Consider the following 23,431-nt stretch of genomic DNA (forward strand, 5'->3'; position numbering starts at 1 on the left):
CCTTATTAAAGCAATCCTAAACGCTGGAGGGCTCATACATTATAAGAGCGATATTTATTGTATTTTTAAGAAAACATTGCATCGAAAATGGGGAATTTTGGATTGGTGAAGCAGAAGCTGGAAGCTTTTATTAAAAAGTATTATCTCAATTTAATACTTAAAGGAAGTATATTATTCCTGGCGACGGGACTTTTGTACTTCTTATTAATCACCGCTCTGGAATATTTTCTATGGCTATCTACACTTGGAAGAAGTATACTATTCTGGTTATTCATCCTGGTTGAATTTTTATTATTGTTCAAATTCGTAGGTATACCTTTATTCAGACTTTTGAAAATATCAAAGGGGATAGATGAATTCCAGGCGTCTGAAATTATTGGAAAGCATTTTCCTGAAGTTCAGGATAAGCTTACAAATCTTCTTCAGCTTCAGGAAAACTCAAAAAAATCTGATCTTCTTCTGGCGAGCATAGAACAACGTTCCCGGGAGCTAACACCTGTACCATTTACCAACGCCATAGATCTTCGGGAAAATAAAAAATATGTGCGCTATGTTGTACTTCCCTTTTTAATTATCCTGGGGTTAATTTTAGCAGGTGAGACCGATATGATTACGAATTCTTTCCATCGGATTATTGACTATAATACTACATATTTAAGACCGGCTCCATTTAATTTTATCATTCAGAATAACGAATTAAAAGCCAGGGAAGGGGAGAAATTTAGGATCCAGGTTAAAACGATTGGGGATTATAATCCTGAAAATGTACAGATCATTTTTGATGATGGCGGGAGTTTTATGAAACAAACCGCTCCGGGAATTTTTGAATATACCATTTCAAATATTTCCGAAGATCTTGATTTTAAATTCAGGTCTAATGATGTGTCATCAAATAATCATACCATTGAAGTGATCAGGATTCCGAAACTTTTAAATTTTGAAATGGATCTTGATTATCCAGCCTATACTGGATTAAAAAATGAAAAACTTTCTGGCACAGGAAATATTACCGTTCCTGAAGGGACGGTGGTAAACTGGAAATTCAGTACCAGGAATGTTCTCACGGTCAATTTCAAAACTCCTGACACTTTAATTGAAGTACATAGTGATAAGGATAATGCCAGCTATAATAAAAGGCTTAGATCAAATTTGCAGTATGAAGTAAGTACATCGAATGCACTTGTTAAATATTTTGAACCTCTGGAATATCAGGTGAAAGTGATTAAGGATCAGTATCCTAAGATAAAAGTGACCACTCAAAAAGATAGTTTAAATACTGATATTCAGTATTTTAAAGGTGACGTATCAGATGATTATGGTCTTAGTAAGCTACAACTGGTTTATTATACTGAAAGTGAAAAAAAGGATCCTAATACAATTGACATTCCGGTTTCAAATGAGAGTTTTGATGAATTCCATTTTAGTTTTCCAGGTAATATAGACCTGGAAGCGGGAGAAAGCTATGACTTTTTCTTCAGAATATTTGATAATGATGCGGTGAATGGCGCTAAAAGTGCAAGTTCCCAAACGTTCTCATATAGGAAGAAAACTTCTACAGAAATTTCAGATGAAAAATTAAAGGAACAGAACGATGCTATTAGAAATATTAGCGACAGGCTGGAAGAATATGAAAAATCTGATGAAGAATTAAAAGATATCTATAACCTGGAAAAAGAGAAGGAGGAGTTAAATTATAACGAAAGAAAGAAGCTTGAAGAGTTTTTGAAAAGACAGAAAAGGCAGAATGAAATGATGAAGAGTTATTCTGAAAAGCTTAAAAAAAGTCTTGAGAAGAATGATGAGAATGAATCACCAATGCAAAAGGAACTGAGCGAACGTTTAGAAAATAATGAAAAAAGGCTGGAGGAAAATGAGGAATTATTGAAGGAACTGGAAAAGTATTCTGAAAAAATACAGAAAGAGGACCTAGGTAAAAAACTTGAGGAACTGTCTAAGCAGAACAAGAATAATCAACGAAATCTTGAACAGTTATTGGAACTTACCAAGCGATATTATGTAGAAGAAAAGAAGCAAAAATTAGCCAGGGATCTGGATGATCTTTCCGAACGTCAGAAGGAATTATCTGATAATAATGATCAGAATTCTGAAGAAAATAATGTAGAAAATCAGGAAAAACTGAACGAGGAATTTGAAGATTTTCAGAAAATGATGGACGAGCTCGAAAAGGAAAATCGCGAACTTAAACAACCTCAAAATCTTGGTAGGGAAGAGGTAGAGGAGGAAAGTATTAAGAAAGATCAGGAGGACGCGAAAGAGAGTATAAAGAATAACGAGGGATCAAAAGCTAGCGAAAAACAAAAAGATGCCTCCAGGAAAATGAAACAAATTAGCCAGAAAATGCAGCAATCTTCAAGTATGCAACAACAGGAGCAACTGGAGGCCGATGCAGAAACTTTACGGCAAATCCTTGATAACCTAATTGTATTTTCCTTTGAGCAGGAATACCTTCTTGATGATTTCAAAACCATGCAACAGAATAATCCAAAATATGCGGGGAAATTAAAAGAACAGAGTAATCTCAGGGAAAATTTCAGACATATTGATGACAGCCTTTATAGTTTGGCTATGCGTAATCCCATGGTAAATGAAGTTATCACCGATAAATTGACCAATATTGAATTCGACCTTGCTAAATCTCTGGAGAGATTATCAGATAATGAAATTCCGCAAGGGACTTCTAGTCAGCAATACGTAGTTACTGGCGCTAATGATTTAGCCAATCTTCTTGACCAGATATTATCTTCTATGCAGCAAATGATGGGGATGCCTCAACCTGGATCGGGTAAGGGAGAGCAGGAATTCCAATTGCAGGACATAATTCAGCAACAAAAGGAACTTAATGAAAAGATGAATAGTAAAACCGATGGGGAGAAAACTAAAGATCGAGGTAAACCTAAGGAAGAGGGTGAAGGAATGAATGGAGAACTTTTTGAGATCTACAAAGAGCAACAAAGGCTTAGGATGCAAATGGAACAGATGATGCAGGAAAATGGTATGGAATCTGGTAATAAGGCTACCGAGGATATGAAAAGGATTGAAGAGCAATTATTGGATAAAGGATTCGATCCTGAAACCTTGAAAAGGATGCAGCAACTTGAATATGAATTACTAAAATTTGAAAAGGCCTTCAAATTGCAGGGGACCGACGACAAACGTAAATCTGCAACCAACAAAATCGATTATGAAAACAGGCTTAATAATCAGATGGATAGGGCAAAAGAATATTTCAATTCTACTGAAATTTTAAATAGACAAACCTTACCTTTGCGGCAAATTTACAAAGAGAAAGTAAAGGACTATTTTGGAAAAGGGAGAGATTAATTTTTTTAGTGAAAATGATTTTGATCTAAAAGATGAAGCTTCATTCAAAAACTGGGTGGAACGAGTTATTGGATCTGAGGATAAAATTTGTGGGGACATTAATTTTATTTTTTGTGACGATGAATATCTTCACGATATAAATGTGCAATATCTTTCCCATGACACCTATACCGATATTATAAGTTTTGATAATTCGGTTGACAACATCCTACACGGTGATATATATATTAGTACCGATAGGGTAGAGGATAATTCGCAAACTTTCGATGTAAATTTTGAAGAAGAACTAAAACGCGTCATTATTCATGGTGTGTTACATTTCTGTGGATATAAGGATAAATCTGAAAGGGAAAAGGATTTAATGCGACGCAAGGAAGAGGAAAAAATCAAATTGTTCCACGTGGAACAATCATAAAAAACCAGATCAGGATATGTTCGAAAAGCAGTATGATGTTATTGTTGTGGGTGCAGGACATGCCGGTAGTGAGGCAGCTGCATCGGCGGCGAATATGGGTAGTAAAACCCTTCTTATCACCATGAATCTTCAGAACATCGCCCAGATGAGCTGTAATCCCGCTATGGGGGGTATTGCAAAGGGTCAGATAGTTCGTGAAATAGATGCCATGGGTGGTTATAGTGGGATTGTTAGTGATACCAGTGCTATTCAATTCAAAATGCTTAATAAATCCAAAGGACCAGCGATGTGGAGTCCAAGGGTTCAGAGCGATAGAATGAGATTTGCAGAAGACTGGAGGATTAAACTCGAACAAACTCCTAATCTTGATTTTTACCAGGAAATGGTTGCCGGACTCATCATAAAAAATGATAAGGTTGTTGGGGTAAGAACTTCCCTTGGTTTGGAGATTTCTGCCAAAACCGTTGTTTGTACCAATGGTACTTTTTTGAATGGTTTAATTCATATTGGTGATAAACAATTTGGGGGAGGTAGAGCAGGAGAAAGGGCAGCAACCGGTATAACAAAAGACCTAATTGATGTAGGTTTTGAAGCTGGAAGAATGAAAACCGGAACCCCTCCAAGGGTAGATGGCAGGTCTCTGGATTATTCTAAAATGATCGAGCAACCTGGCGATGATATTCCCGGGAAATTTTCCTATTCAGACGAAACTAAACCGCTATCTAAACAGCGTTCGTGTTTTATGACCTACACTTCTAATGAAGTACATGAAATTTTGAAGGAAGGTTTTGACAGGTCTCCAATGTTCAATGGAAGAATTCAAAGTATCGGTCCAAGATATTGTCCTTCTATAGAAGATAAAATCAACCGTTTTGCAGATAAAGACAGGCATCAGCTTTTTGTTGAACCTGAAGGATGGAATACGGTTGAAGTATATGTAAATGGGTTTTCTACCTCCTTACCGGAAGATGTTCAGTTTAAAGCATTACGTTCAGTAGACGGATTCGAGAACGTGAAATTTTTCCGTCCAGGTTATGCTATAGAATATGACTATTTTCCACCTACACAATTAAAACATACCCTCGAAACTAAATTGGTTGAAGGTTTATATTTTGCTGGTCAGATTAACGGAACAACCGGGTATGAAGAAGCTGCTTGTCAGGGAATGATGGCAGGTATAAATGCTGCTTTAAAGGTTCAGGAAAATGAGGAATTTATCCTAAAGCGTAATGAGGCATATATTGGTGTTCTAATAGATGATTTAATTACGAAAGGTACGGAAGAACCTTATAGGATGTTTACCTCAAGAGCAGAATACCGAACCTTGTTAAGACAGGATAATGCCGATTTCAGACTAACGGAAAAGTCTTATAACTTAGGTTTAGCTTCCGAAGATCGTATGCGTAAGATGGAAGAAAAGAAAGAGAAATCTTTTAAATTCGTTCAATTCCTAAAAGATCTTAGTGTTGTCCCTGAAGAAGCAAATCCGGTTTTGGAGAAAAGAAAATCTTCGCCAATGAAACAAAGCGATAAAGTTTTTAAAGTATTTTCCAGGCCACAGATCACCATGGAAGATGTGAAAAATTTTAGTGGGGTAGAGGAGTTCATTTCAGAAAATGATCTTAGTGAAGAGATGATCGAGCAAACTGAAATACAGGTGAAATATTCCGGGTATATCGAAAAGGAAAAGAACAATGCCGATAAGCTAAACCGTCTGGAGGATATTCGAATTCCGAATAATTTCGATTATTCTAAAATTAAATCGATGTCTTATGAGGCGCGGGAAAAATTGCGAAAAGTTCAACCGGCAACGGTTTCTCAGGCTTCAAGAATAAGTGGAGTTAGCCCGAATGATATTTCGGTTCTTTTAGTCTATATGGGTAGATAAATTTATTATTGTTCCACGTGGAACATAGCATGATTATTTTTGATTTCAACTGAAAAAATATACCAATCGAAAATTTCTTCTGAACCAAAAATGGTTTGCAAAGATCATCTGGTTAGTGGAGAGAAATTTAATATTCTGGAATACGAAAATGGTATTTTAAAGACCGATCCATTTCCTGAAAATCTGGAAAAATATTACGAATCTGATGAGTATATTTCTCATAAAGATTCTTCTTCTTCTATTCAGGATAAGATCTATCATTTAGTAAAGTCTTATATGCTTTCCAGAAAAGCTAAATGGATTAGAAAGAATATTAAACATGGACGTATTTTAGATTTTGGCGCCGGTACCGGAGAATTTCTAAATAAGATGAAATCTTATTACTGGGATGTTGAAGGAGTGGAGCCAAATAAATTTGCACGAGACCTTGGAATTTTAAAAGGACTAAATTTAAAATCTTCAATAGTTGAAGTTGAGAATAAAGATTTTGATGTTATAAGTCTTTGGCATGTTTTGGAACATTTACCAGATCTGGATCAAAAACTAATAGAGTTTAAAGATCTCTTGGTAAAAGATGGCCTTTTGATAATTGCTGTTCCTAATTACAATTCCTACGATTCTAAATACTATAAAGAAAATTGGGCCGCCTGGGATGTACCGAGACATTTATGGCATTTTTCCAGAGATGGACTTAGGGATAAAATTTCGAAATTAGGATTTGAGCTTATAGATGAGAAACCCTTAAAATTTGATTCCTTCTATGTTAGCTTATTAAGTGAAAAAAATTCAGATTCTTCAACAAATCCTTTAAATGCATTTTATCGGGGTTATATTTCAAATCTTCGGGCGAATTCTACTGGAGAGTATTCATCCATAGCCTATTTCTTTAAAAAAGCCTAGAAAACTTAATTTAAAGCCTTTTAAGGCGTTTTAGTACAGTCTAGTGAATAATTTATAGGGTTATGTTATCCAAATAGCTCTCAACGGCTTAAAACGATTAAAATACCATAAAGCGTTCCTATTTTTAAAATGTTTTCTATAATAAAAACTTATATTATTAAAAATTAGGCTTTTGTAGAATAAATACTTTTATACATTTGCCACTCAAAACGAAAAAATTATGATCAAAAGATTTATTGGTGTTGCCGCGGTTGCAATTGTGATGGTATCCTGTAATGAGCAAAAAACTGCTTATGTAGATACAACGAAAATCGTTCAGGAATATAAAGAGATGAAAGATGTTGAGGCAGAATTCTCTTCAAAATCAGATTCTGTAAGAAAGCAACTGGATTCTGTTGCACGTTCTTTCCAGCAGGAAGTTCAGGCTTATCAGTCTGAAATGGAATCTATGTCTCAGTCACAAAGACAGGAGAAAGAGCAGGAATTAATGCAAAAGCAGCAAATGCTGCAACAGCAACAACAAATGCAAAGCAATAGACTAAGAGAGCAGTCTACTGTGGTAATGGATTCTATAGTCAATAAGATCAAAGATTATGTAAAGGAATATGGTGAAGAAAACAACTACACTTATATCTTTGGTTCAAATGAAAGCGCTAATATCATGTATGCCGAAGAAGGACTTGATATCACCCAGGATATCCTAAAAGAATTGAATAAAGATTACGGTGGAAGCTCTGAAGTGGAAACCGAAGCTGCTGAGGAAGTAGAAGAGTAGTCTTAATTATTACATCATAAAAAAAGCTTCAGGATTTCCTGAAGCTTTTTTTATATCTATATATTTTGATTAACTCATAATATATACGCCAAACATACATACAATAAAATATCCTGTTAAGGTGAAAGCTCCGGCGTAGTCTTTGGCTACCCTCTGACCAAATAAAAGCATCAGGAGGGTTACACATGCAAGAATACAGGCATATAATGCCATAGATAGATCATTATCACCTATAATTTGCCAGATACCTATAATAGCCAAAATACCGGTAATAATTTCAATGATCATAATTATAGCTACCATTAACGGAACCATTCCCGAAAGAAATGTTCCCGAGAAATGATCTTTGAGCCATCCGGTATTTCCATTCCAATCTGAAGCTTTATCGACGCCAGATTGAAGGAAAGTGATAAGAATAAATATTAGGATTAATAATTCAGTAAAATTTGAGCTGATGTTTTCCATGTTTTATGCTGCTTTTTTGTGTAAAAATCGGGTTAGTTTAATTGATAGATCGGTTAAGATGATCTTTGCATTTCCATTCCGTTCTATATGATAAATCGCTTTTTCTAAAGCTTCGGTAATATCCATGATATTGCTACCGTGTACAAAAGGGGCAAAATTTTCAAGTTTGAACTTTTCCGAAGATGGTTCAAGGTAAACCAGGTCTTTTGCTTTATAATTCATTAAAAGGGATTGACGGAAGAAGTCTATGCAATAAAGCAAAAAGCTTTTTTGAGTTTCTCGGTTCAGTGCTGCAACCTCCTCACTCCAGGCCACCAGTTCCAGAACGGTAGATTTATTCCCTTTAGCTTTAAATGCGGAACGCACCCAGCTTATAAACCAGGCTTCGAATTGCTCGTCACTGGAATCTTTTTTTAGGATATGTAAAGCTTTCGTATAATCTCCATTTGCCTGGTGTGCGATCTTCTTGGCCAGGGCGTCGTCACATTTTTCTCTTTCAACTAAAGCCGAAGATATATCAGCCTCCGTTAACGGTGGAAAGTGCAGACTCTGACATCTGGACCTGATGGTTTGAATAATGTTTTCTTCGTCTTCGGCTACCAGGATGAAAACCGTATTACTGGGAGGCTCTTCAATAAGTTTCAGTAATTTATTAGAAGCTGCAATGTTCATCTTTTCAGCCATCCAGATGATCATAACCTTAAATCCACCTTCATAAGCCTTCAGAGATAATGATTTGACTATATCCTGAGCTTCGTGTACACTTATTTGTCCCTGCTTATTTTCAACCCCAAGAGCCTGATACCAATCATATAAACTGCCATAAGGATTGGATTTTAAGAAATTTCTCCATTCATCAAGAAAATGTGAAGAAACCGGGTTCTTTTTTATCTTTTCATTCGCCGCAACTGGAAAAGCAAAATGCAGGTCTGGATGAGAAAAACTCCTGAACTTCATATTACAGGATGTAGCCTCTTCATTATCGTTTTCTCCACCGGTATTTTTGCAAAGTATATATTGGGCATAGGCTATAGCCATAGGCAGGGCGCCACTTCCCGGCTTCCCGGTAAAAAGTTGGGCATGAGGTATTCGGTTCCTGTCGGCCGTCGTTGTCAGGTGATTTTTTATGTGCGGAAGGCCAATTACGTCGTTAAAAAGCATAGGCAAATATAAAATTATATAAGCTTTATTATCTTCGGAAAAATTTATATTTGTAAGAAAGCAATACTATGAAAACTATAGAAGATTACAATTTTAATAATAAAAGGGCACTTATAAGGGTCGATTTCAATGTTCCATTAAATGAGGAGATGAAAGTTACCGATGCGAACAGGATCGAAGCAGCCAAACCTACTATTATTAAAGTACTTGAAGATGGAGGTAGTGTTGTTTTAATGTCTCATTTAGGAAGACCAAAAGGAAAGGAAAGTAAATATTCTTTACAGCATATTACAGATAAAGTATCCAGTGTACTTGGCGTAAAGGTGAAATTCGTTGAGGATTGTGTTGGAGAGGAAGTTGAAAATGCCGCTAAAAACTTAAAACCTGGAGAGATCCTTCTACTTGAAAATCTTCGTTTTCATGAAGAAGAGACAAAAGGAGATGAAGATTTCGCTCAAAAGCTTTCCAGATTAGGCGATATTTATGTGAATGATGCCTTTGGAACGGCTCACCGGGCGCATGCGTCAACCACAGTGGTGGCTAAATTCTTTGAGGATAAATGTTTTGGATACCTTCTGGCCAAAGAGATTAAAAGTTTGGATAAAGTACTACACAGTTCAGAAAAACCGGTTACAGCGGTTCTTGGAGGGGCAAAAGTATCTTCAAAGATCACTGTAATTGAAAATATCCTGGACAAGATAGATCATTTGATCATTGGTGGAGGTATGACTTATACCTTTATAAAAGCTCAGGGAGGGCATATTGGTAATTCCCTCGTTGAAGATGACAAGCAGGAACTTGCTCTTGAAATTTTGAAAAAGGCGAAGGAAAAAGGGGTGGAAGTTCATCTGCCTGTAGATTCTATAATCGCTGACAGTTTCTCTGAGCAGGCGAGCACACAAACCGAAAGAGTGGATAATATCCCTGATGGATGGATGGGACTGGACGTAGGACCTGATACTCTTAAGAACTTTGCTGAAATTATAGCTAATTCTAAGATCATTCTTTGGAACGGTCCTCTTGGAGTATTTGAAATGGACACTTTTGCCAAGGGAACCATACAGTTGGGCGAGGCAATTGCCAAAGCGACAGAAAATGGAGCTTTTTCGCTTGTTGGCGGAGGAGATTCCGTAGCAGCTGTTAAAAAATTCGGATTTGACAATAAAGTAAGTTACGTTTCTACCGGTGGTGGTGCGATGTTAGAGATGCTTGAAGGAAAATCCCTTCCAGGAATCGAAGCAATTAAGAACTAAAGAGGTACGAAGTTTGATAAGTTTTCGTTCGTTAATGTAAAATGAATTTATGCTGAAACGAAATATTTTATTGTTGTTGCTTTTAGCCGGTTTAACTTCGGTTGCCCAGGAAAAGCAGAACAAGGAAAGGGTGGAAAAGGCCAATTTCCGGGTTCAAATCTTTCAAAAGAGTGATGACACAGAGATCAAACTTGCCGAACCAGATCCTGAATTTAGAGATAAACTACCAATCTCCGCAGCTATCAGAGATTCATCCAAGGTGAAACTGGCAGATCTCCCCAAAGCCAAGACCATAGATTCCCTTTGGAAACTTGAGCTCACCAATTCAGATCTTTATGAGAAGATGCAACAAAGTATCCTTGAGCAGGATTATGAAGAAGTGGTGTATAAAGAGCTGCCTACGGATACTTTAAAGGCGCGTTTAGCGAAATTAAATGCCAGGACACCTTTCAATATTGAATATAATCCCATTCTTGAAAGTGTTATCAAGTCTTATTTAAAGAGAAATAAGCAGGGTATGGAGCGATTAATGGCTCTAAGCAACTATTACTTCCCAATGTTCGAACAGGAACTGGATAAGTATGATATCCCTCTTGAGATAAAATATCTTGCCATAGTTGAATCGGCGCTAAATCCCAGGGCTAAATCCAGGGTTGGAGCTACCGGTCTTTGGCAATTTATGTTTACCACCGGTAAAATGCACGGCTTAGACGTAAGCTCCTATGTGGATGAGCGTATGGATCCTGAAAGGTCTACGGAAGCCGCTGCAAAATATCTAGCAAGTCTTTATAAGGTTTTTGGAGACTGGGATCTTGTTTTAGCATCATACAACTCTGGACCGGGGAATGTTTCCAAGGCGATTCGAAGAAGTGGTGGAGCTACAGATTACTGGCATTTAAGAAGATATCTTCCACGTGAAACAGCAGGTTATGTGCCTGCTTTCCTGGCGACATTATACCTTTTCGAATATGCCGATGAGCATAATTTCCAACCCAAGAATCCAGATATCGTATACTTTGAAACAGACACCATTCAAGTAAAGCAGTTACTTACTTTCGACCAGGTTTCAAAAGTAACTGGTGTAGAGAAAGAGATGCTGGAGTTTCTTAATCCAAGCTATAAGCTGGATATCATTCCATTTGTTGAGGACGAAAAATACAGCCTGAGATTACCAAAACAGGCTTCGGGGAAATTCGTTAGTAATGAAAATGCTATCTATGATTTTGCCCAGACTGAAATCGAAGAAAAGAAAAAAGAACTTCCGAAGTATGTTGAAACAAACGATCGTATAAGATATAAGGTTAGAAGAGGAGACTATTTAGGAAAAATTGCAGAAAGATATGGCGTTGGCGTTAGCAGTATTAGAAGGTGGAATAATATGCGCGGTAATAACATTAGAGTAGGGCAGTATTTAACCATATATCCAAGGAAACCGGTAGAGGTAGCCGCTTCTAATAGTGATTCTGGATCTTCTAAAGGCTCCAATCCGTCATGGTACACTGTTAAGAGCGGAGACTCACTTTGGAGCATTTCAAAGAAGTTCCCGGGCGTTACGGTACAGAATTTGAAGGCTTGGAATGATATGAACACAAATAGTCTTAAACCTGGAATGAAACTTAAGGTTTCAAAAGGTTAAAGACCTTACTAAATCAAAACCGAAATCATGAAACGTAGCCTAATTCTGCTAACCAGTATTTTCCTTTTTATCGCATGTAATAATGAAAAGTCCAAGAAAGATGATAGGATACTATCAGATTCTTCAGGAAATATTAATCAATTAACCGTTGTAATAAAGAATGATCTCTGGGAAGGAGAAGTAGGTGAGGCTATAAGGGAGAACCTGGCCGCTCCGGTTGATGGTTTGCCACAGGAGGAGCCTTTGTTCAGTTTGAGTCAGATACCCCCGGAGACCTTTACAGGTTTCGTAAGAAATACCCGTATCTTTCTTAAGATCGAAGAAAATAGTACTAAGGGTATGCAGATCATTAGAGATGAATTTTCTAGACCTCAAACAGGTATTGTAATCATGGGTGAAGGACCTGAAAGTATGATTGACTTGATCAATAAACAATCAGATTCCATCATAAAGACCTATAAGAAAACTGAGCTTACCGAGAAACAAAGAAGAATTGGGAAATCTCTAAAGAAAGATGATGCCCTGGAAGAAAAATTCGGAATTGACCTGAAATTTCCTTCTGCATACAGATATGCGAAAGAAGAAGATAAGTTTTCCTGGATAAGAAAGGAAATTCCTAAAGGAAGTATGGAAATCCTAGTTTATGAGGTACCCATCAATAAGATAGAAAATGATTCGAGCGTGATCTCTAACATTATTAAAATGAGAGATTCCATTGGTGAAGCTAAGATCCCTGGACGTCTTGAAGGATCTTATATGATCACTGAAAAGGCTTATGCTCCATACCTTTTTGAAACGGAAATCGATGGTAAATTTGCCTATGAAACACGGGGAACCTGGGAAGTTTATAATGATTTCATGGCTGGCCCATTCGTGAATTATGCTGTAAAGGATGAAGAAAATAATCGGTTTGTTATCCTTGAAGGCTTTGTATTTTCACCATCCAGGGCAAAACGGGATAATATATTCGAACTCGACGCAATATTGCAATCAGCGAATTTTCAATAAATAAAAAACCCAACTTCTCAGTTGGGTTTTTTATTTTTCTATATTAGGAAATATTTACTTTTTATCTTCAGAAACTTTCTTTTTTTCGTCGGGATTAGTTCCATTTTCATCATCCTTAGATGCGTCCTTAAATTCTTTAATTCCGCTACCCAGACCTCTCATCAATTCAGGAATTTTACGCCCACCAAAGAGCAATAATATTACCACCACGATTAAAATGATCTGTGGAGCTCCTATAGCTAAAGGCAAAATAAATGCATTCATGTCTTTTTATTTAGTTATACAAACTTAACAAGAATTAAGCAATTTAAACGTTAAGATGACAATAAATTGCCTATAATAAAGGTCTTATTGAATTCGCTCTAACCAATATATTAGGGGAAATTTTTTAATTTATCTTTGTATAACCTAAATACGGCTATGACTCCAAGAAATTCAAATAAGAAGTTTGCGAAAAAGTTGCTTCATAAATATCGCATGGTCGTTCTTAATGAAGATACTTTTGAAGAACGTTTTTCCTTTCGCTTAACGAGGTTAAATGTTTTTGTGACGGTAGGACTATCTGCGATATTTCTCGTGGCGATCACCACGATCCTAATCGCTTTTACTCCGTTAAGAGAGTACATACCAGGTTATTCGTCACCGCAGTTGAAGGAAAGAGCCGCAAATCTGGCCTATGTTTCAGATTCGCTTCAAAATGTGCTAAGATTGAACGACCAATACTTAAGTTCGATAAAAAATGCGCTTACAGGTGAGCTTGATCTTGACCAGCTTAACCGGGATTCTATTTTGGGTGCACCAATTTCTGATGCCGAATATGAGGAAATAAATCGTATCAAGGCCGATTCGATACTTCGGGAAGAAGTGGAACAGGAGGATAAATACAATATTTTACCTACGGCTACAGATAATGTGAATTTTTCACTTTTCCCACCGGTAAAGGGTTCAATTTCTGATGAGTATAGTATCGAGAACAAACATTATGCAGTAGATGTGGTCACTTCACGCAACTCTCCGATAAAATCGGTGGCCGATGGAAGGGTGATCTTTGCAGAGTGGACTGCCGAAACAGGATATGTGATCATTATTGAGCATAGTTACGGATTGATCTCGGTTTATAAACATAATGCATCCATTTCAAAATCACAGGGTGATATGGTTGTAGCTGGTGAAGTGATCGCAACCGCGGGAAATACCGGTGAATTAACTACGGGTCCGCATTTACATTTTGAATTATGGAATGAAGGAAACCCTGTAGACCCTTCAGAATATATTGATTTCAACTAAAATATGTCTATAAAATCTTTTGCAGCCAGAATATTTGCTTCACACATTAGAAACAAAATTGATAAATGGGCCAGCAATCCTCATAATACCCAGCAAAAAGTATTTGAAGAACTTATAAATAAAGCTAAAGATACCAGGTTTGGGAAGGATCATGAATTTTCAGAAATAAAATCTCACTCAGAATTTGTAAAAAAAGTTCCGGTACGGGATTATGAAGAGCTTAAGGATTATGTAGATATGATGGTAGAAGGCCAGGAGGATATTCTATGGCCGGGAAAACCCTTATATTATGCCAAAACCTCTGGTACTACTAGCGGGGCTAAATATATTCCTCTAACCAAGGACTCCATGCCAACTCATATAAATGCTGCCAGGAATGCAATCCTATGCTATATAGCTGATAGTGGCAACTCTAAATTCGTAGATGGAAAAATGATCTTCTTGCAGGGTAGCCCTGAACTGGATGAAAAGAATGGTGTGAAACTGGGCAGGTTATCTGGGATTGTGGCACATTACGTTCCCGGATATTTACAGAAAAACAGGATGCCTAGCTGGGAAACTAATTGTATCGAAGACTGGGAAGATAAAGTTGATGCGATTGTAGATGAAACTCTAAAGGAAGATATGTCTGTAATAAGTGGGATTCCTTCCTGGGTGCAAATGTATTTTGAGAGATTGATTGACAAAACCGGCAAAAAAGTAGGTGAGATCTTCCCGAATTTCAACCTTTTCATATACGGTGGAGTTAATTATGAGCCTTACCGCACTAAGTTTGAAAGTCTTATTGGCCGTAAAGTAGATAGTATTGAGCTGTACCCGGCTTCTGAGGGGTTCTTCGCTTTTCAGGACAGGCAGGATGCGAATGGCATGTTGCTTCAGCTTGATTCCGGCATGTTCTATGAGTTCATTAAAGTGGAAGATTTCTATTCTGAAAATCCGGAAAGACTTATTCTTAAAGAGGTTGAGGTTGGGGTTAATTATGTGATGATCATTTCCACCACCGCCGGACTATGGGCTTATAATCTTGGAGATACAGTTCAGTTTACTTCAACCAAACCTTACAGGCTCATTGTTTCTGGTAGGATAAAGCATTTTATTTCGGCATTTGGGGAGCATGTTATCGCAAAAGAAGTTGAGCAGGCCATGAAAGAGGCAGTGGCAGAGTCTGGTGCTGAAATTAGTGAATTCACCGTGGCACCTCAAATAAATCCTAAAGGGGAAGAATTGCCATATCATGAATGGTATATTGAATTTGAGCAGGAACCGGAAGATTTAGATAAATTTGCAGAATTAATAGATAGATCTTTACAAAAGCAAAATTCATATTACCTGGACCTAATTGAAGGGCATATTTTACAGCGTCTAAAGATCACAAAAGTTCCTCGAAACGGATTTCAGGATTATATGAAATCTATTGGAAAGCTAGGCGGACAGAATAAATTACCTAGGTTATCAAACGATCGTAAGATCGCCGATAAACTTAATGAGATTATATAAAGAATATTATGTCGATACTAAAATTACAGGGGAGAACCCGCGCCCAGGAAAGTTCGGGAGCTATCGAAAGAATGTATATTACCATGAGGCACCTGTTCAACAGGGGCTTTTATAAACCAATGGGTGTTTCTGGAGACACCTTGCGAGAATCACTATTAACGCTAAGGCCGGAGATCTATGGCTCTATTGCCAATGACAAAGCAGAATTGGACGGTTTGTTATACGTAATAGACAGGTTACCTCACGGAATTGAAGAATGCAGGTTTATAAACCTAACCAGCGACGAAGGTTACGGAAATTCACATTTCAAACCAATCGTACCACCAAAAAGAAGAAGAAACTGTTACCGGATAGATGATGAACAGATGAATATCGAGATCACCAGGGGAAGGTCTGAGATCTATGATATCCTTACTCACCTTACTTTTCTTTTCATTGAATCACATAAGATCATGAAAAGAGTACTTATAGATGAGGATGGAAGTGTTAACCGCGACTGGGAAAAACTTGAGTTTGCCGTGAAAAACCAGGGTGATTTAAGCCAGACTCAGCGGGAAGTTGCATTAACCCATACGGCTAGTATTCTGGGAAGGACTTTTCATGAGATCACCAGCATTTATCCTAAATTTTCAACACCTAATAACCCTGACCGATTCTTAAAACTTATTTGGTCCCTTGGAAATATGGCCATCAAGGAAGCGGTTAAAAATCAGAAAAGGATTATCACTTTTAGTCCGGTTCTAAGAGAAAGACTGGGACATCATATTCACGGTGAGATCTGGGCAAACGATATTAAACGCTGCCTGCTGGATAATAATCTTTTGGAAAGGCCGCTTCATATCATCAGTGCCAATATGCACAGTGTGATGAATACGCTTTACACTCCGCAAGCTCTTAAAGCCGAGCTTAAAAAGAAAAAAGTTCTGGACATCTATGAAGAGCTGAGCGATAGTGGCAATGGATCCTTAAGGAATAAAGTCAACAAGGCTGCACTCGACAAAGGGATGCATTTTATTGAGGATAAAAGCGGTACGAATATAGACGTGCAGATCTTTGATACCGCTCAAATGGAAGAAGGTTTCAACGGAGCGAAATTAAAGGAAATGAAGCCCGAAGAAAGACCAGTGATCATGGTGATGGATTATGCTTTTGGAGAACAGGCTTATGAAACGATGGATGAACTCTTGAAGCCGTATAATGCCAACGGTAAAGAAATGAAAATGAATGTAAAGTCCATTTCTATCATGGGTAAAGCAGGTATTCTGGAAGGAGGCAAGGGCGATATTATGATTCCTGACGCTCACCTTTTTGAAGGAACTGCCGATAATTACCCGTTTGAAAATCAGCTAAAAAAATCTGATCTTGAAGGCCATGGGATCAAGGTGGTTGATGGAGCAATGATCACTGTACTGGGAACATCCCTTCAGAACAGGGATATTTTAAGGTTTTTCCATGATTCGACATGGAATGTTTGCGGACTGGAAATGGAAGGAGCACATTATCAAAAAGCAATTCAGGCGGCTTCGAGGTTACGAAGAAGTATTTCAGAAGATGTGGAGGTTAGATATGCTTATTACGCTTCAGATAATCCCCTGGAAACAGGAAGCACTCTTGCCTCCGGAGGTCTTGGAACTTCAGGAGTTAAACCTACATATTTGATCACGGAAAAGATCCTTGAACAAATTTTTAAATCTTAAATTCATAGAATGCAGGTAGAAGAAACACCTTTAAAAGACTGTTTTCTTGTAAAACCAAAAATATTTGAAGATCACCGTGGAATTTTTCTCGAAACCTATCACCGGCAGCGATTCTCTGAACTTACGGGTATAGATTCAGAGTTTGTTCAGGATAATCAATCTGTTTCATCTTTTGGCGTGCTTAGAGGAATGCATTACCAGAAGGGGGATTTTGCCCAGACAAAACTGGTTAGGGTGATCTATGGAAAGGTCCTGGATGTTGTTGCCGACCTAAGGCCCGATTCGCCAACCTTTGGTAAGACCTATTCTGCAATTCTTGATGATGAAAACCTGCATCAACTCTATATTCCGAAAGGATTCGCTCATGGTTTTCTAACCCTTTCAGAAAAGTCGGTTTTTGCCTATAAATGCGATGATTATTATAAACCCGGGTCTGAAGGTGGAATAATCTTCAATGACCCCGATCTTAATATTAACTGGGATTTTCCGGTGAAGGAGATGATCCTTTCAGATAAAGACAAGAACCTGCCAACTTTTAAAGATGTCTTTAAATGAAAACTGTTTTAGTGACGGGTGCCAATGGGCAATTGGGAAAATGTTTTCAGAAGCATTCTCACAAGTTTCCTGATTTTAAGTTTCATTTCTGCAGTTCAAAAGAACTCGATATCACCTCGAAAGAACAGGTGAGAAGTTTTTTTAAGAAACATAACATAGATTGTTGTATCAACACCGCTGCCTATACAAATGTTGAAGAGGCTGAAAATAAAAGGGATCTTGCATTCCTTGTAAATGCCGATGGCGTCCGGAATCTCGCTGAGATTTGTAATTTGAACTCTACTATCTTATTTCACTTTTCTACAGATTATGTTTACGATGGCGAATCAGCTAGTCCTTACAAGGAATCAGATAAAGTAAATCCTATCAACGTATACGGTGCTTCCAAATTGAAGGGAGAAGAGGAGATAATGGCCGTTAATTCCCAAAGTTTTATTTTCAGGACTTCCTGGCTGTATTCAGAATTTGGTCATAACTTTTTTCGCACGATTCTTCGGAAAGCAGATGAAAATGCAGAATTAAATATTACCACTACTCAAAAAGGGACGCCTACCAACGCTAATAATCTAGCGGTATATGTTCTGAATATAATTGCATCAGGATCAGAAAAATATGGGATCTATCATTTCAGCAACGAAGGAGAAGCTACCTGGTATGATTTTGCTGAGGAGATCCTGCAATACTCAAAAAAAAGAGACCAGGTTATACTGAATAAGACCGGTTTTTTTAAGACCTTGGCGAAAAGACCAGAATATAGCGTGCTTTCTAAAGAAAAAGCTACTAGGAATTTTGGTGCTATAAAAGGCTGGAAACAGAGCCTTTATCAGCTTATAGATGAAATTTCATAATTTTTACCAAGTTTTAATATATGGCTAAAAGAATATTGATCACCGGGGCAGCAGGGTTTTTAGGTTCTCATCTATGTGACCGTTTTATCAAGGAAGGTTTTGAGGTGATAGGGATGGATAACCTGATCACAGGAGATCTCAGGAATATTGAACATCTTACCAGGCTAAAGAATTTTGAATTTCACCATCACGATATTACCAAGTTTGTACATGTTCCTGGTGAGCTTGATTACATCCTGCATTTTGCATCGCCGGCCAGCCCTATAGATTATTTAAAGATCCCTATTCAAACCCTGAAGGTTGGATCTGTAGGTACTTTGCACTGCCTGGGATTGGCTAAGGAAAAGAATGCCAGGATTCTTATTGCTTCAACTTCTGAAGTATATGGTGATCCTTTGGTACATCCTCAGAATGAAGAATATTACGGAAATGTAAATGCGATAGGCCCAAGAGGGGTATATGATGAAGCAAAACGTTTCCAGGAATCTCTAACCATGGCCTATCACAGGTTTCATGGTCTTGAAACCAGGATAGCCAGGATCTTCAATACTTATGGTCCGCGAATGAGGCTGAATGATGGCCGGGTGATTCCTGCGTTCATTGGTCAGGCTTTGCGTGGCGAGGATCTTACCGTTTTTGGTGATGGATCCCAAACCAGATCCTTCTGTTATGTAGATGATCAAATTGAAGGAATTTACAGGCTTCTTCTAAGTGATTATTCTGAGCCGGTGAACATTGGAAATCCTCATGAAATAAGTATTCTTGATTTCGCCAAGGAGATCATTAACCTTACCGGGACTAACCAGAAAATAGTGTACAGGGAATTACCCAAAGATGATCCGTTGCAAAGGAAGCCAGATATAAGCCGGGCTAAAGAAGTACTTAACTGGGAACCTAAGGTGAGCAGGGAAGAAGGGATGAAGATCACTTATGATTATTTTCGAGAACTCGGTCCTGAAGAACTGGAGAAAAGGGAGCATAAAGACTTTTCAGAACATATTAGAAGATAAGGATGAAAAAGGACGGTATGGTATCGGTAATAATGCCCGCCTATAATGCCGAGGCTTTTATTGCTGAATCCATTCAATCTGTTCTCAACCAGGATTATCAAAACTGGGAGCTGTGGGTGATCGACGATGCTTCCACAGATTCTACCCGAAATATAGTCAGAAAGTATACTAAAGAAAATCTGAATATCCGGCTTATTGAGAATCCGTCCAATCTGGGAACTCATCATTCCCGTAATAAAGGAATTAAAGCCGCTCAGGGAGACTATATTGCTTTTCTGGATGCAGATGACCTTTGGAAGCCTGAGAAGCTCTCAAAACAGGTGAAATTTATTCAAAAACATAAACTTTCCGCATGTTTTTCCAGTTATGAACTTATCGCTGAAAATGGCAACCAATTGAATAAAATAGTCCAGGCTTTACCAAAGCTTACCTATCAAAAATTATTGAAGGCTAACTATGTTGGGAATTTAACCGGTATTTACGATTCGAGGCAGCTTGGAAAGATCTATTCTCCGGAAATATCTAAAAGACAGGATTGGGCATTATGGTTAAAAGTAGTGGAAAAAGGAGGACCAATGATGGGAATCGAGGATCCTCTGGCACTTTACAGGTTGAGAAAGAATTCCATCTCGCGAAATAAGGTGGAAATGCTCAAATATAATTTCAAGGTGTTTCACCAGGTATTGGGATACAGCTATTTTTCAAGTTTTTGGAGAATGCTCATATTTCTGAAAGAGCAGTTTCTGGTGAAATCAAAACAGGTTAAGAATCTGTCAAACGAGAAGTAAATTGCTTTAATTTTCCGCTTTGGCTACGTTTCAGAATATTCTTTCTTTCAAAATGAATATTTAGATTCTTACCAACGTAGGTTCCAACCGCTTCCAAAATTTTATTTTTCTGATCTTCCGAAAGTTCCTCTTTACTTACATATTCAATTTTAAAGGCATCTATTTTGGTTTGAATGATCACAAATTCTTTAATATTGCCATTATCCTCAATAATCGTTTTGGTTACGTAATAAAAGGTCAAGCCCGGAACCACCTTTCCATCGGGAAGTCTGGCAATATCATTGGTTCTACCTGTAAGTTTTTCCAGAATAGGCTTTTTGAGGCTGCTATCTTTAGAGAGGCATCCAATATCTCCAATATCATAGCGAATCATGGGATGGGCTTTGTTATAAAGAGAGGTAATCACCACTCTGCCTTCCTCACCATAAGGTAGGACATTGTTTTTTTCGTCAAGTATTTCGATATAAAGATCTTCTGAATTTACGATCCACTGGTTTTCTGAATTTTCAAAAGCTATTAAACCTACCTCACTAGCCCCGTATTCATTTATAACAGGCACTCCGATAGCTTCTTCAATAAGCTTTTTATCTCTTTCAAATAATTTTTCAGAAGTAACAATGCAAATATTAAGACTGGGACAGAGTTCCTTTAGAACAATATTTCGATCTTTCAGAAATCTGGCGAATAGTACGATCGCGCTGGTATAACCATTGAGGTAGTTAAAATCAGATTTTTTGAATCTATCAAGAAAGGCCTGCATTTTCTCTTCGCTGAGGTCGAAAATGTTGAATCTTCGCCTTAGACTTATTCTGTCTTTTAAACGTTCCTGGATATTTCCGTAGAAATCTAAAGGAATTCCATAAAACCTTGCCTGAAGCGATTTATTGAGATCTATTCCATACCAGCTGTACCTATCCTGGAAGCCGGCCCAACTTAAGGCATGAGCAAACCTGTCTTTGGCGAAAATAAATGGATGTCCGCTACTACCGGAGGTTTTACCAATATATGCCTTTTTTATGTTGTAGGTTGAGCTAAGTCTTTCCTTAAGGGGATGCTGAAGATCTGCTTTTTTCATGATGGGCACTTTCTCCCAATTGTCAAATCCGTCCCAATGAAAAAATTCGCGGTAAAAACTATTGTGCTGAATGTGGTAGTCTATGATAGCGTTTCTTCTTCTGCGCAGGAATTCGGCATAATCCTCTTCAGGAATTCCCTGAATTTTTTCCAAAGCCTTTAAGGCTCTTTTAATAGGAAATTTGTTAAGCTGAAGCGAAAGTTTGAACCAATCCAAGAGTAGAAAAGCTTTTTTAACGAATTTATTCGTGCTTCAATTTACAAACATTTATTTTTGAAGCAATATTTAAAAGCACAACTAATGAACATTCTTATCCTGGGCTCTGGTGGCCGTGAACATACTTTCGCTTATAAGATCGCGCAAAGTTCGAAATGTAAGAAATTATACGTGGCTCCCGGGAATGCCGGAACTTCTGAAATCGCTGAAAACCTGCAGTTAAATCCTATAGATTTTGCAGCGGTAGGTAAAACAGCCCTGGAAAAGGAAATCGATATGATCGTGGTTGGACCCGAGGATCCGCTGGTAAAAGGAATCGTCGATTTTTTTGCTAATGACGACAGACTGAAAGATATTCAGATCATTGGTCCTTCAAGCCGTGGTGCGTTACTGGAGGGAAGCAAGGAGAGAGCAAAGGAATTTATGGCAATGCACGATATTCCAACAGCGGCCTATGAGAGTTTCAGTTTTGAAAGTCTTGGCGCCGGAAAGAATTTTCTTGAAACCTTAAACCCGCCTTATGTTCTTAAAGCAGACGGACTCGCTGCCGGCAAAGGGGTTCTCATTATTAAGAATCTTGATGAAGCTAAAAAAGAGCTTGAGAACATGTTGTCGGGTAAATTTGGAGCGGCCAGTGAAAAAGTGGTCATCGAAGAATTCCTGGATGGAATAGAACTAAGTGTTTTTGTGCTCACCGATGGAAAAAATTATAAGATCCTGCCAACGGCAAAGGATTATAAACGAATTGGTGAAGGAGATACGGGTTTAAATACTGGTGGAATGGGAGCTGTTTCCCCGGTGCCATTTGCAGATGAGGCTATAATGCAAAAGATCGAAGATAGGATCGTTAAGCCAACTGTGAACGGACTTAAAGAAGAAGAAATAGATTATAAAGGCTTCATATTCATTGGACTGATAAAGGTTAATAATGAACCTTATGTGATAGAATACAATGTGAGAATGGGAGACCCGGAAACTGAAGTCGTTCTTCCAAGGATCAAATCAGATCTGGTAGAATTACTTGAGAAAACCTGGAATGCTGAACTTGATACAGCAGAACTTGAAATCGATGAAAGATCTGCAACAACGGTGATGATGGTTTCAGGAGGTTACCCTGAATCTTATGAAAAAGGAAAGATCATAAAAGGTCTGGATGAAATTGAGGATTCTATCGTTTTCCATGCCGGTACCAGGAAAGAAAATGGACAGGTAGTTACCAGTGGTGGCCGTGTGATAGCTTTGACTTCCTTTGGTGAAGATTACAGTAAGGCATTAAAAAAATCTTACCAAAGTGCAGCAAAACTGCACTTTGATAAGATGTATTTTAGAAAGGATATAGGTTTTGATTTATCCTAGGAAAGAGTGAGAAGTAGACTCTCTGTTTTCCTCATTTCTGTCGTTGAAGATCTTTAATTGCTTCATCCAGTAAAGGAAAGCAACGAAACCAACGATCATGAAAACCCAGTTAAGGATGTTCGCAAGAAACCATGAGTCTAGTTCAAGTGCTCTTAATGCATCAAGAGGATAAAAAAGTATATTTTCAAATAGCCACTGTATTCCCTCAAAAAAATCTTTCATTGTCTGAAATTTGTTTGTGAGTACAAAAATATAAAAA

The 23,431-nt window shown here is 37.8% G+C and carries 21 protein-coding genes; 16 read left to right on the plus strand and 5 right to left on the minus strand.

The window, feature by feature from the left end; translation table 11 throughout:
- Positions 1-87: 87 nt before the first annotated feature.
- From ML462_RS04805 to ML462_RS04825, 5 genes are all read left to right on the plus strand, one after another.
- Positions 88-3,342: a DUF4175 family protein gene (locus tag ML462_RS04805; RefSeq protein ID WP_240712613.1), complete on the plus strand. Its 3,255-nt coding sequence runs from the start codon at positions 88-90 to the stop codon at positions 3,340-3,342.
- Positions 3,323-3,757: an rRNA maturation RNase YbeY gene (ybeY, locus tag ML462_RS04810; RefSeq protein WP_240712614.1), complete on the plus strand. Its 435-nt coding sequence runs from the start codon at positions 3,323-3,325 to the stop codon at positions 3,755-3,757. The genes ML462_RS04805 and ybeY overlap by 20 nt, the downstream gene beginning before the upstream one ends.
- Positions 3,758-3,773: 16 nt before the next feature.
- Positions 3,774-5,645 (plus strand): tRNA uridine-5-carboxymethylaminomethyl(34) synthesis enzyme MnmG, encoded by a 1,872-nt coding sequence (gene mnmG / locus ML462_RS04815; RefSeq protein WP_240712615.1) that lies wholly within the window; start codon positions 3,774-3,776, stop codon positions 5,643-5,645.
- A 90-nt stretch (positions 5,646-5,735) separates the two neighbouring features.
- Complete coding sequence (locus ML462_RS04820) at positions 5,736-6,545, plus strand: class I SAM-dependent methyltransferase (protein ID WP_240712616.1); 810 nt, start codon at positions 5,736-5,738, stop codon at positions 6,543-6,545.
- A 220-nt stretch (positions 6,546-6,765) separates the two neighbouring features.
- Positions 6,766-7,320, plus strand: coding sequence for an OmpH/Skp family outer membrane protein (locus ML462_RS04825; protein ID WP_240712617.1), 555 nt, complete (start codon positions 6,766-6,768; stop codon positions 7,318-7,320).
- 69 nt (positions 7,321-7,389) lie between these two features.
- On the opposite strand, the gene ML462_RS04830 is transcribed toward ML462_RS04825, so the two are convergent.
- Complete coding sequence (locus ML462_RS04830) at positions 7,390-7,785, minus strand: MauE/DoxX family redox-associated membrane protein (RefSeq protein ID WP_240712618.1); 396 nt, start codon at positions 7,783-7,785, stop codon at positions 7,390-7,392.
- A 3-nt stretch (positions 7,786-7,788) separates the two neighbouring features.
- The gene (locus tag ML462_RS04835) at positions 7,789-8,946 is read right to left on the minus strand and encodes a DNA polymerase III subunit (RefSeq protein ID WP_240712619.1); all 1,158 of its coding nucleotides are present in this window, start codon (positions 8,944-8,946) and stop codon (positions 7,789-7,791) included.
- Between the two features lie 68 nt (positions 8,947-9,014).
- Here ML462_RS04835 and ML462_RS04840 point away from each other — a divergent pair, with 68 nt between their 5' ends.
- Genes ML462_RS04840 through ML462_RS04850 form a run of 3 tightly spaced genes read left to right on the plus strand, consistent with a single transcriptional unit; the run spans position 9,015 to position 12,843 of the window.
- Positions 9,015-10,199 carry a phosphoglycerate kinase gene (locus ML462_RS04840; protein ID WP_240712620.1) on the plus strand — a complete coding sequence of 395 codons (1,185 nt, stop codon included), beginning with the start codon at positions 9,015-9,017 and terminating at the stop codon, positions 10,197-10,199.
- Positions 10,200-10,248: 49 nt separating this feature from the next.
- Positions 10,249-11,835: a lytic transglycosylase domain-containing protein gene (locus ML462_RS04845; protein ID WP_240712621.1), complete on the plus strand. Its 1,587-nt coding sequence runs from the start codon at positions 10,249-10,251 to the stop codon at positions 11,833-11,835.
- A gap of 27 nt (positions 11,836-11,862) precedes the next feature.
- Positions 11,863-12,843: a DUF4837 family protein gene (locus tag ML462_RS04850; RefSeq protein WP_240712622.1), complete on the plus strand. Its 981-nt coding sequence runs from the start codon at positions 11,863-11,865 to the stop codon at positions 12,841-12,843.
- A gap of 54 nt (positions 12,844-12,897) precedes the next feature.
- Here ML462_RS04850 and ML462_RS04855 read toward each other — a convergent pair whose 3' ends face one another.
- The gene (locus ML462_RS04855; protein WP_240712623.1) at positions 12,898-13,107 is read right to left on the minus strand and encodes a twin-arginine translocase TatA/TatE family subunit; all 210 of its coding nucleotides are present in this window, start codon (positions 13,105-13,107) and stop codon (positions 12,898-12,900) included.
- Positions 13,108-13,263: 156 nt separating this feature from the next.
- Here ML462_RS04855 and ML462_RS04860 point away from each other — a divergent pair, with 156 nt between their 5' ends.
- Genes ML462_RS04860 through ML462_RS04890 form a run of 7 tightly spaced genes read left to right on the plus strand, consistent with a single transcriptional unit; the run spans position 13,264 to position 20,525 of the window.
- On the plus strand, positions 13,264-14,130 hold the full coding sequence (locus ML462_RS04860; RefSeq protein ID WP_240712624.1) for a M23 family metallopeptidase: 867 nt from the start codon (positions 13,264-13,266) through the stop codon (positions 14,128-14,130).
- 3 nt (positions 14,131-14,133) lie between these two features.
- Positions 14,134-15,627 carry a GH3 auxin-responsive promoter family protein gene (locus ML462_RS04865; RefSeq protein WP_240712625.1) on the plus strand — a complete coding sequence of 498 codons (1,494 nt, stop codon included), beginning with the start codon at positions 14,134-14,136 and terminating at the stop codon, positions 15,625-15,627.
- A gap of 8 nt (positions 15,628-15,635) precedes the next feature.
- The gene (locus ML462_RS04870; protein ID WP_240712626.1) at positions 15,636-17,324 is read left to right on the plus strand and encodes a DUF6909 family protein; all 1,689 of its coding nucleotides are present in this window, start codon (positions 15,636-15,638) and stop codon (positions 17,322-17,324) included.
- A 9-nt stretch (positions 17,325-17,333) separates the two neighbouring features.
- Entirely contained in the window at positions 17,334-17,879 is a 546-nt protein-coding gene (rfbC, locus tag ML462_RS04875) for a dTDP-4-dehydrorhamnose 3,5-epimerase (RefSeq protein WP_240712627.1), read from the plus strand.
- Entirely contained in the window at positions 17,876-18,727 is an 852-nt protein-coding gene (gene rfbD / locus ML462_RS04880; RefSeq protein ID WP_240712628.1) for a dTDP-4-dehydrorhamnose reductase, read from the plus strand. Before rfbC ends, rfbD begins: the two co-directional genes overlap by 4 nt.
- Positions 18,728-18,747: 20 nt before the next feature.
- Positions 18,748-19,737: a UDP-glucuronic acid decarboxylase family protein gene (locus ML462_RS04885; RefSeq protein WP_240712629.1), complete on the plus strand. Its 990-nt coding sequence runs from the start codon at positions 18,748-18,750 to the stop codon at positions 19,735-19,737.
- Positions 19,738-19,739: 2 nt separating this feature from the next.
- A complete protein-coding gene (locus tag ML462_RS04890) occupies positions 19,740-20,525 on the plus strand; it encodes a glycosyltransferase family 2 protein (protein ID WP_240712630.1) in 786 nt (261 codons plus the stop codon).
- Here the strand turns inward: ML462_RS04890 and ML462_RS04895 are convergent.
- Positions 20,500-21,816, minus strand: a complete 1,317-nt coding sequence (locus tag ML462_RS04895; protein ID WP_240712631.1) for a phenylacetate--CoA ligase family protein — start codon at positions 21,814-21,816, stop codon at positions 20,500-20,502. The genes ML462_RS04890 and ML462_RS04895 overlap by 26 nt on opposite strands.
- An 84-nt stretch (positions 21,817-21,900) precedes the next feature.
- Between ML462_RS04895 and purD the strand changes: the two genes are divergently transcribed.
- Positions 21,901-23,172: a phosphoribosylamine--glycine ligase gene (purD, locus tag ML462_RS04900; RefSeq protein WP_240712926.1), complete on the plus strand. Its 1,272-nt coding sequence runs from the start codon at positions 21,901-21,903 to the stop codon at positions 23,170-23,172.
- Here purD and ML462_RS04905 read toward each other — a convergent pair.
- Positions 23,164-23,394, minus strand: coding sequence for a DUF6341 family protein (locus tag ML462_RS04905; protein ID WP_240712632.1), 231 nt, complete (start codon positions 23,392-23,394; stop codon positions 23,164-23,166). The genes purD and ML462_RS04905 overlap by 9 nt on opposite strands.
- Between the last annotated feature and the right edge of the window lie 37 nt (positions 23,395-23,431).

It is taken from the genome of Christiangramia lutea (genome assembly GCF_022489035.1).
In the GTDB taxonomy this organism is placed as follows: Bacteria; Bacteroidota; Bacteroidia; order Flavobacteriales; family Flavobacteriaceae; genus Christiangramia; species Christiangramia lutea.

Bases quoted from the DNA above. Each gene is read 5' to 3' on its own strand.
- ML462_RS04805 (WP_240712613.1), top strand. From the start codon at position 88: ATGGGGAATTTTGGATTGGTGAAGCAGAAGCTGGAAGCTTTTATTAAA.
- mnmG (WP_240712615.1), top strand. From the start codon at position 3,774: ATGTTCGAAAAGCAGTATGATGTTATTGTTGTGGGTGCAGGACATGCC.
- ML462_RS04820 (WP_240712616.1), top strand. From the start codon at position 5,736: ATGGTTTGCAAAGATCATCTGGTTAGTGGAGAGAAATTTAATATTCTG.
- ML462_RS04825 (WP_240712617.1), top strand. From the start codon at position 6,766: ATGATCAAAAGATTTATTGGTGTTGCCGCGGTTGCAATTGTGATGGTA.
- ML462_RS04830 (WP_240712618.1), bottom strand. From the start codon at position 7,785: ATGGAAAACATCAGCTCAAATTTTACTGAATTATTAATCCTAATATTT.
- ML462_RS04835 (WP_240712619.1), bottom strand. From the start codon at position 8,946: ATGCTTTTTAACGACGTAATTGGCCTTCCGCACATAAAAAATCACCTG.
- ML462_RS04840 (WP_240712620.1), top strand. From the start codon at position 9,015: ATGAAAACTATAGAAGATTACAATTTTAATAATAAAAGGGCACTTATA.
- ML462_RS04845 (WP_240712621.1), top strand. From the start codon at position 10,249: ATGCTGAAACGAAATATTTTATTGTTGTTGCTTTTAGCCGGTTTAACT.
- ML462_RS04850 (WP_240712622.1), top strand. From the start codon at position 11,863: ATGAAACGTAGCCTAATTCTGCTAACCAGTATTTTCCTTTTTATCGCA.
- ML462_RS04855 (WP_240712623.1), bottom strand. From the start codon at position 13,107: ATGAATGCATTTATTTTGCCTTTAGCTATAGGAGCTCCACAGATCATT.
- ML462_RS04860 (WP_240712624.1), top strand. From the start codon at position 13,264: ATGACTCCAAGAAATTCAAATAAGAAGTTTGCGAAAAAGTTGCTTCAT.
- ML462_RS04865 (WP_240712625.1), top strand. From the start codon at position 14,134: ATGTCTATAAAATCTTTTGCAGCCAGAATATTTGCTTCACACATTAGA.
- ML462_RS04870 (WP_240712626.1), top strand. From the start codon at position 15,636: ATGTCGATACTAAAATTACAGGGGAGAACCCGCGCCCAGGAAAGTTCG.
- rfbC (WP_240712627.1), top strand. From the start codon at position 17,334: ATGCAGGTAGAAGAAACACCTTTAAAAGACTGTTTTCTTGTAAAACCA.
- rfbD (WP_240712628.1), top strand. From the start codon at position 17,876: ATGAAAACTGTTTTAGTGACGGGTGCCAATGGGCAATTGGGAAAATGT.
- ML462_RS04885 (WP_240712629.1), top strand. From the start codon at position 18,748: ATGGCTAAAAGAATATTGATCACCGGGGCAGCAGGGTTTTTAGGTTCT.
- ML462_RS04890 (WP_240712630.1), top strand. From the start codon at position 19,740: ATGAAAAAGGACGGTATGGTATCGGTAATAATGCCCGCCTATAATGCC.
- purD (WP_240712926.1), top strand. From the start codon at position 21,901: ATGAACATTCTTATCCTGGGCTCTGGTGGCCGTGAACATACTTTCGCT.
- ML462_RS04905 (WP_240712632.1), bottom strand. From the start codon at position 23,394: ATGAAAGATTTTTTTGAGGGAATACAGTGGCTATTTGAAAATATACTT.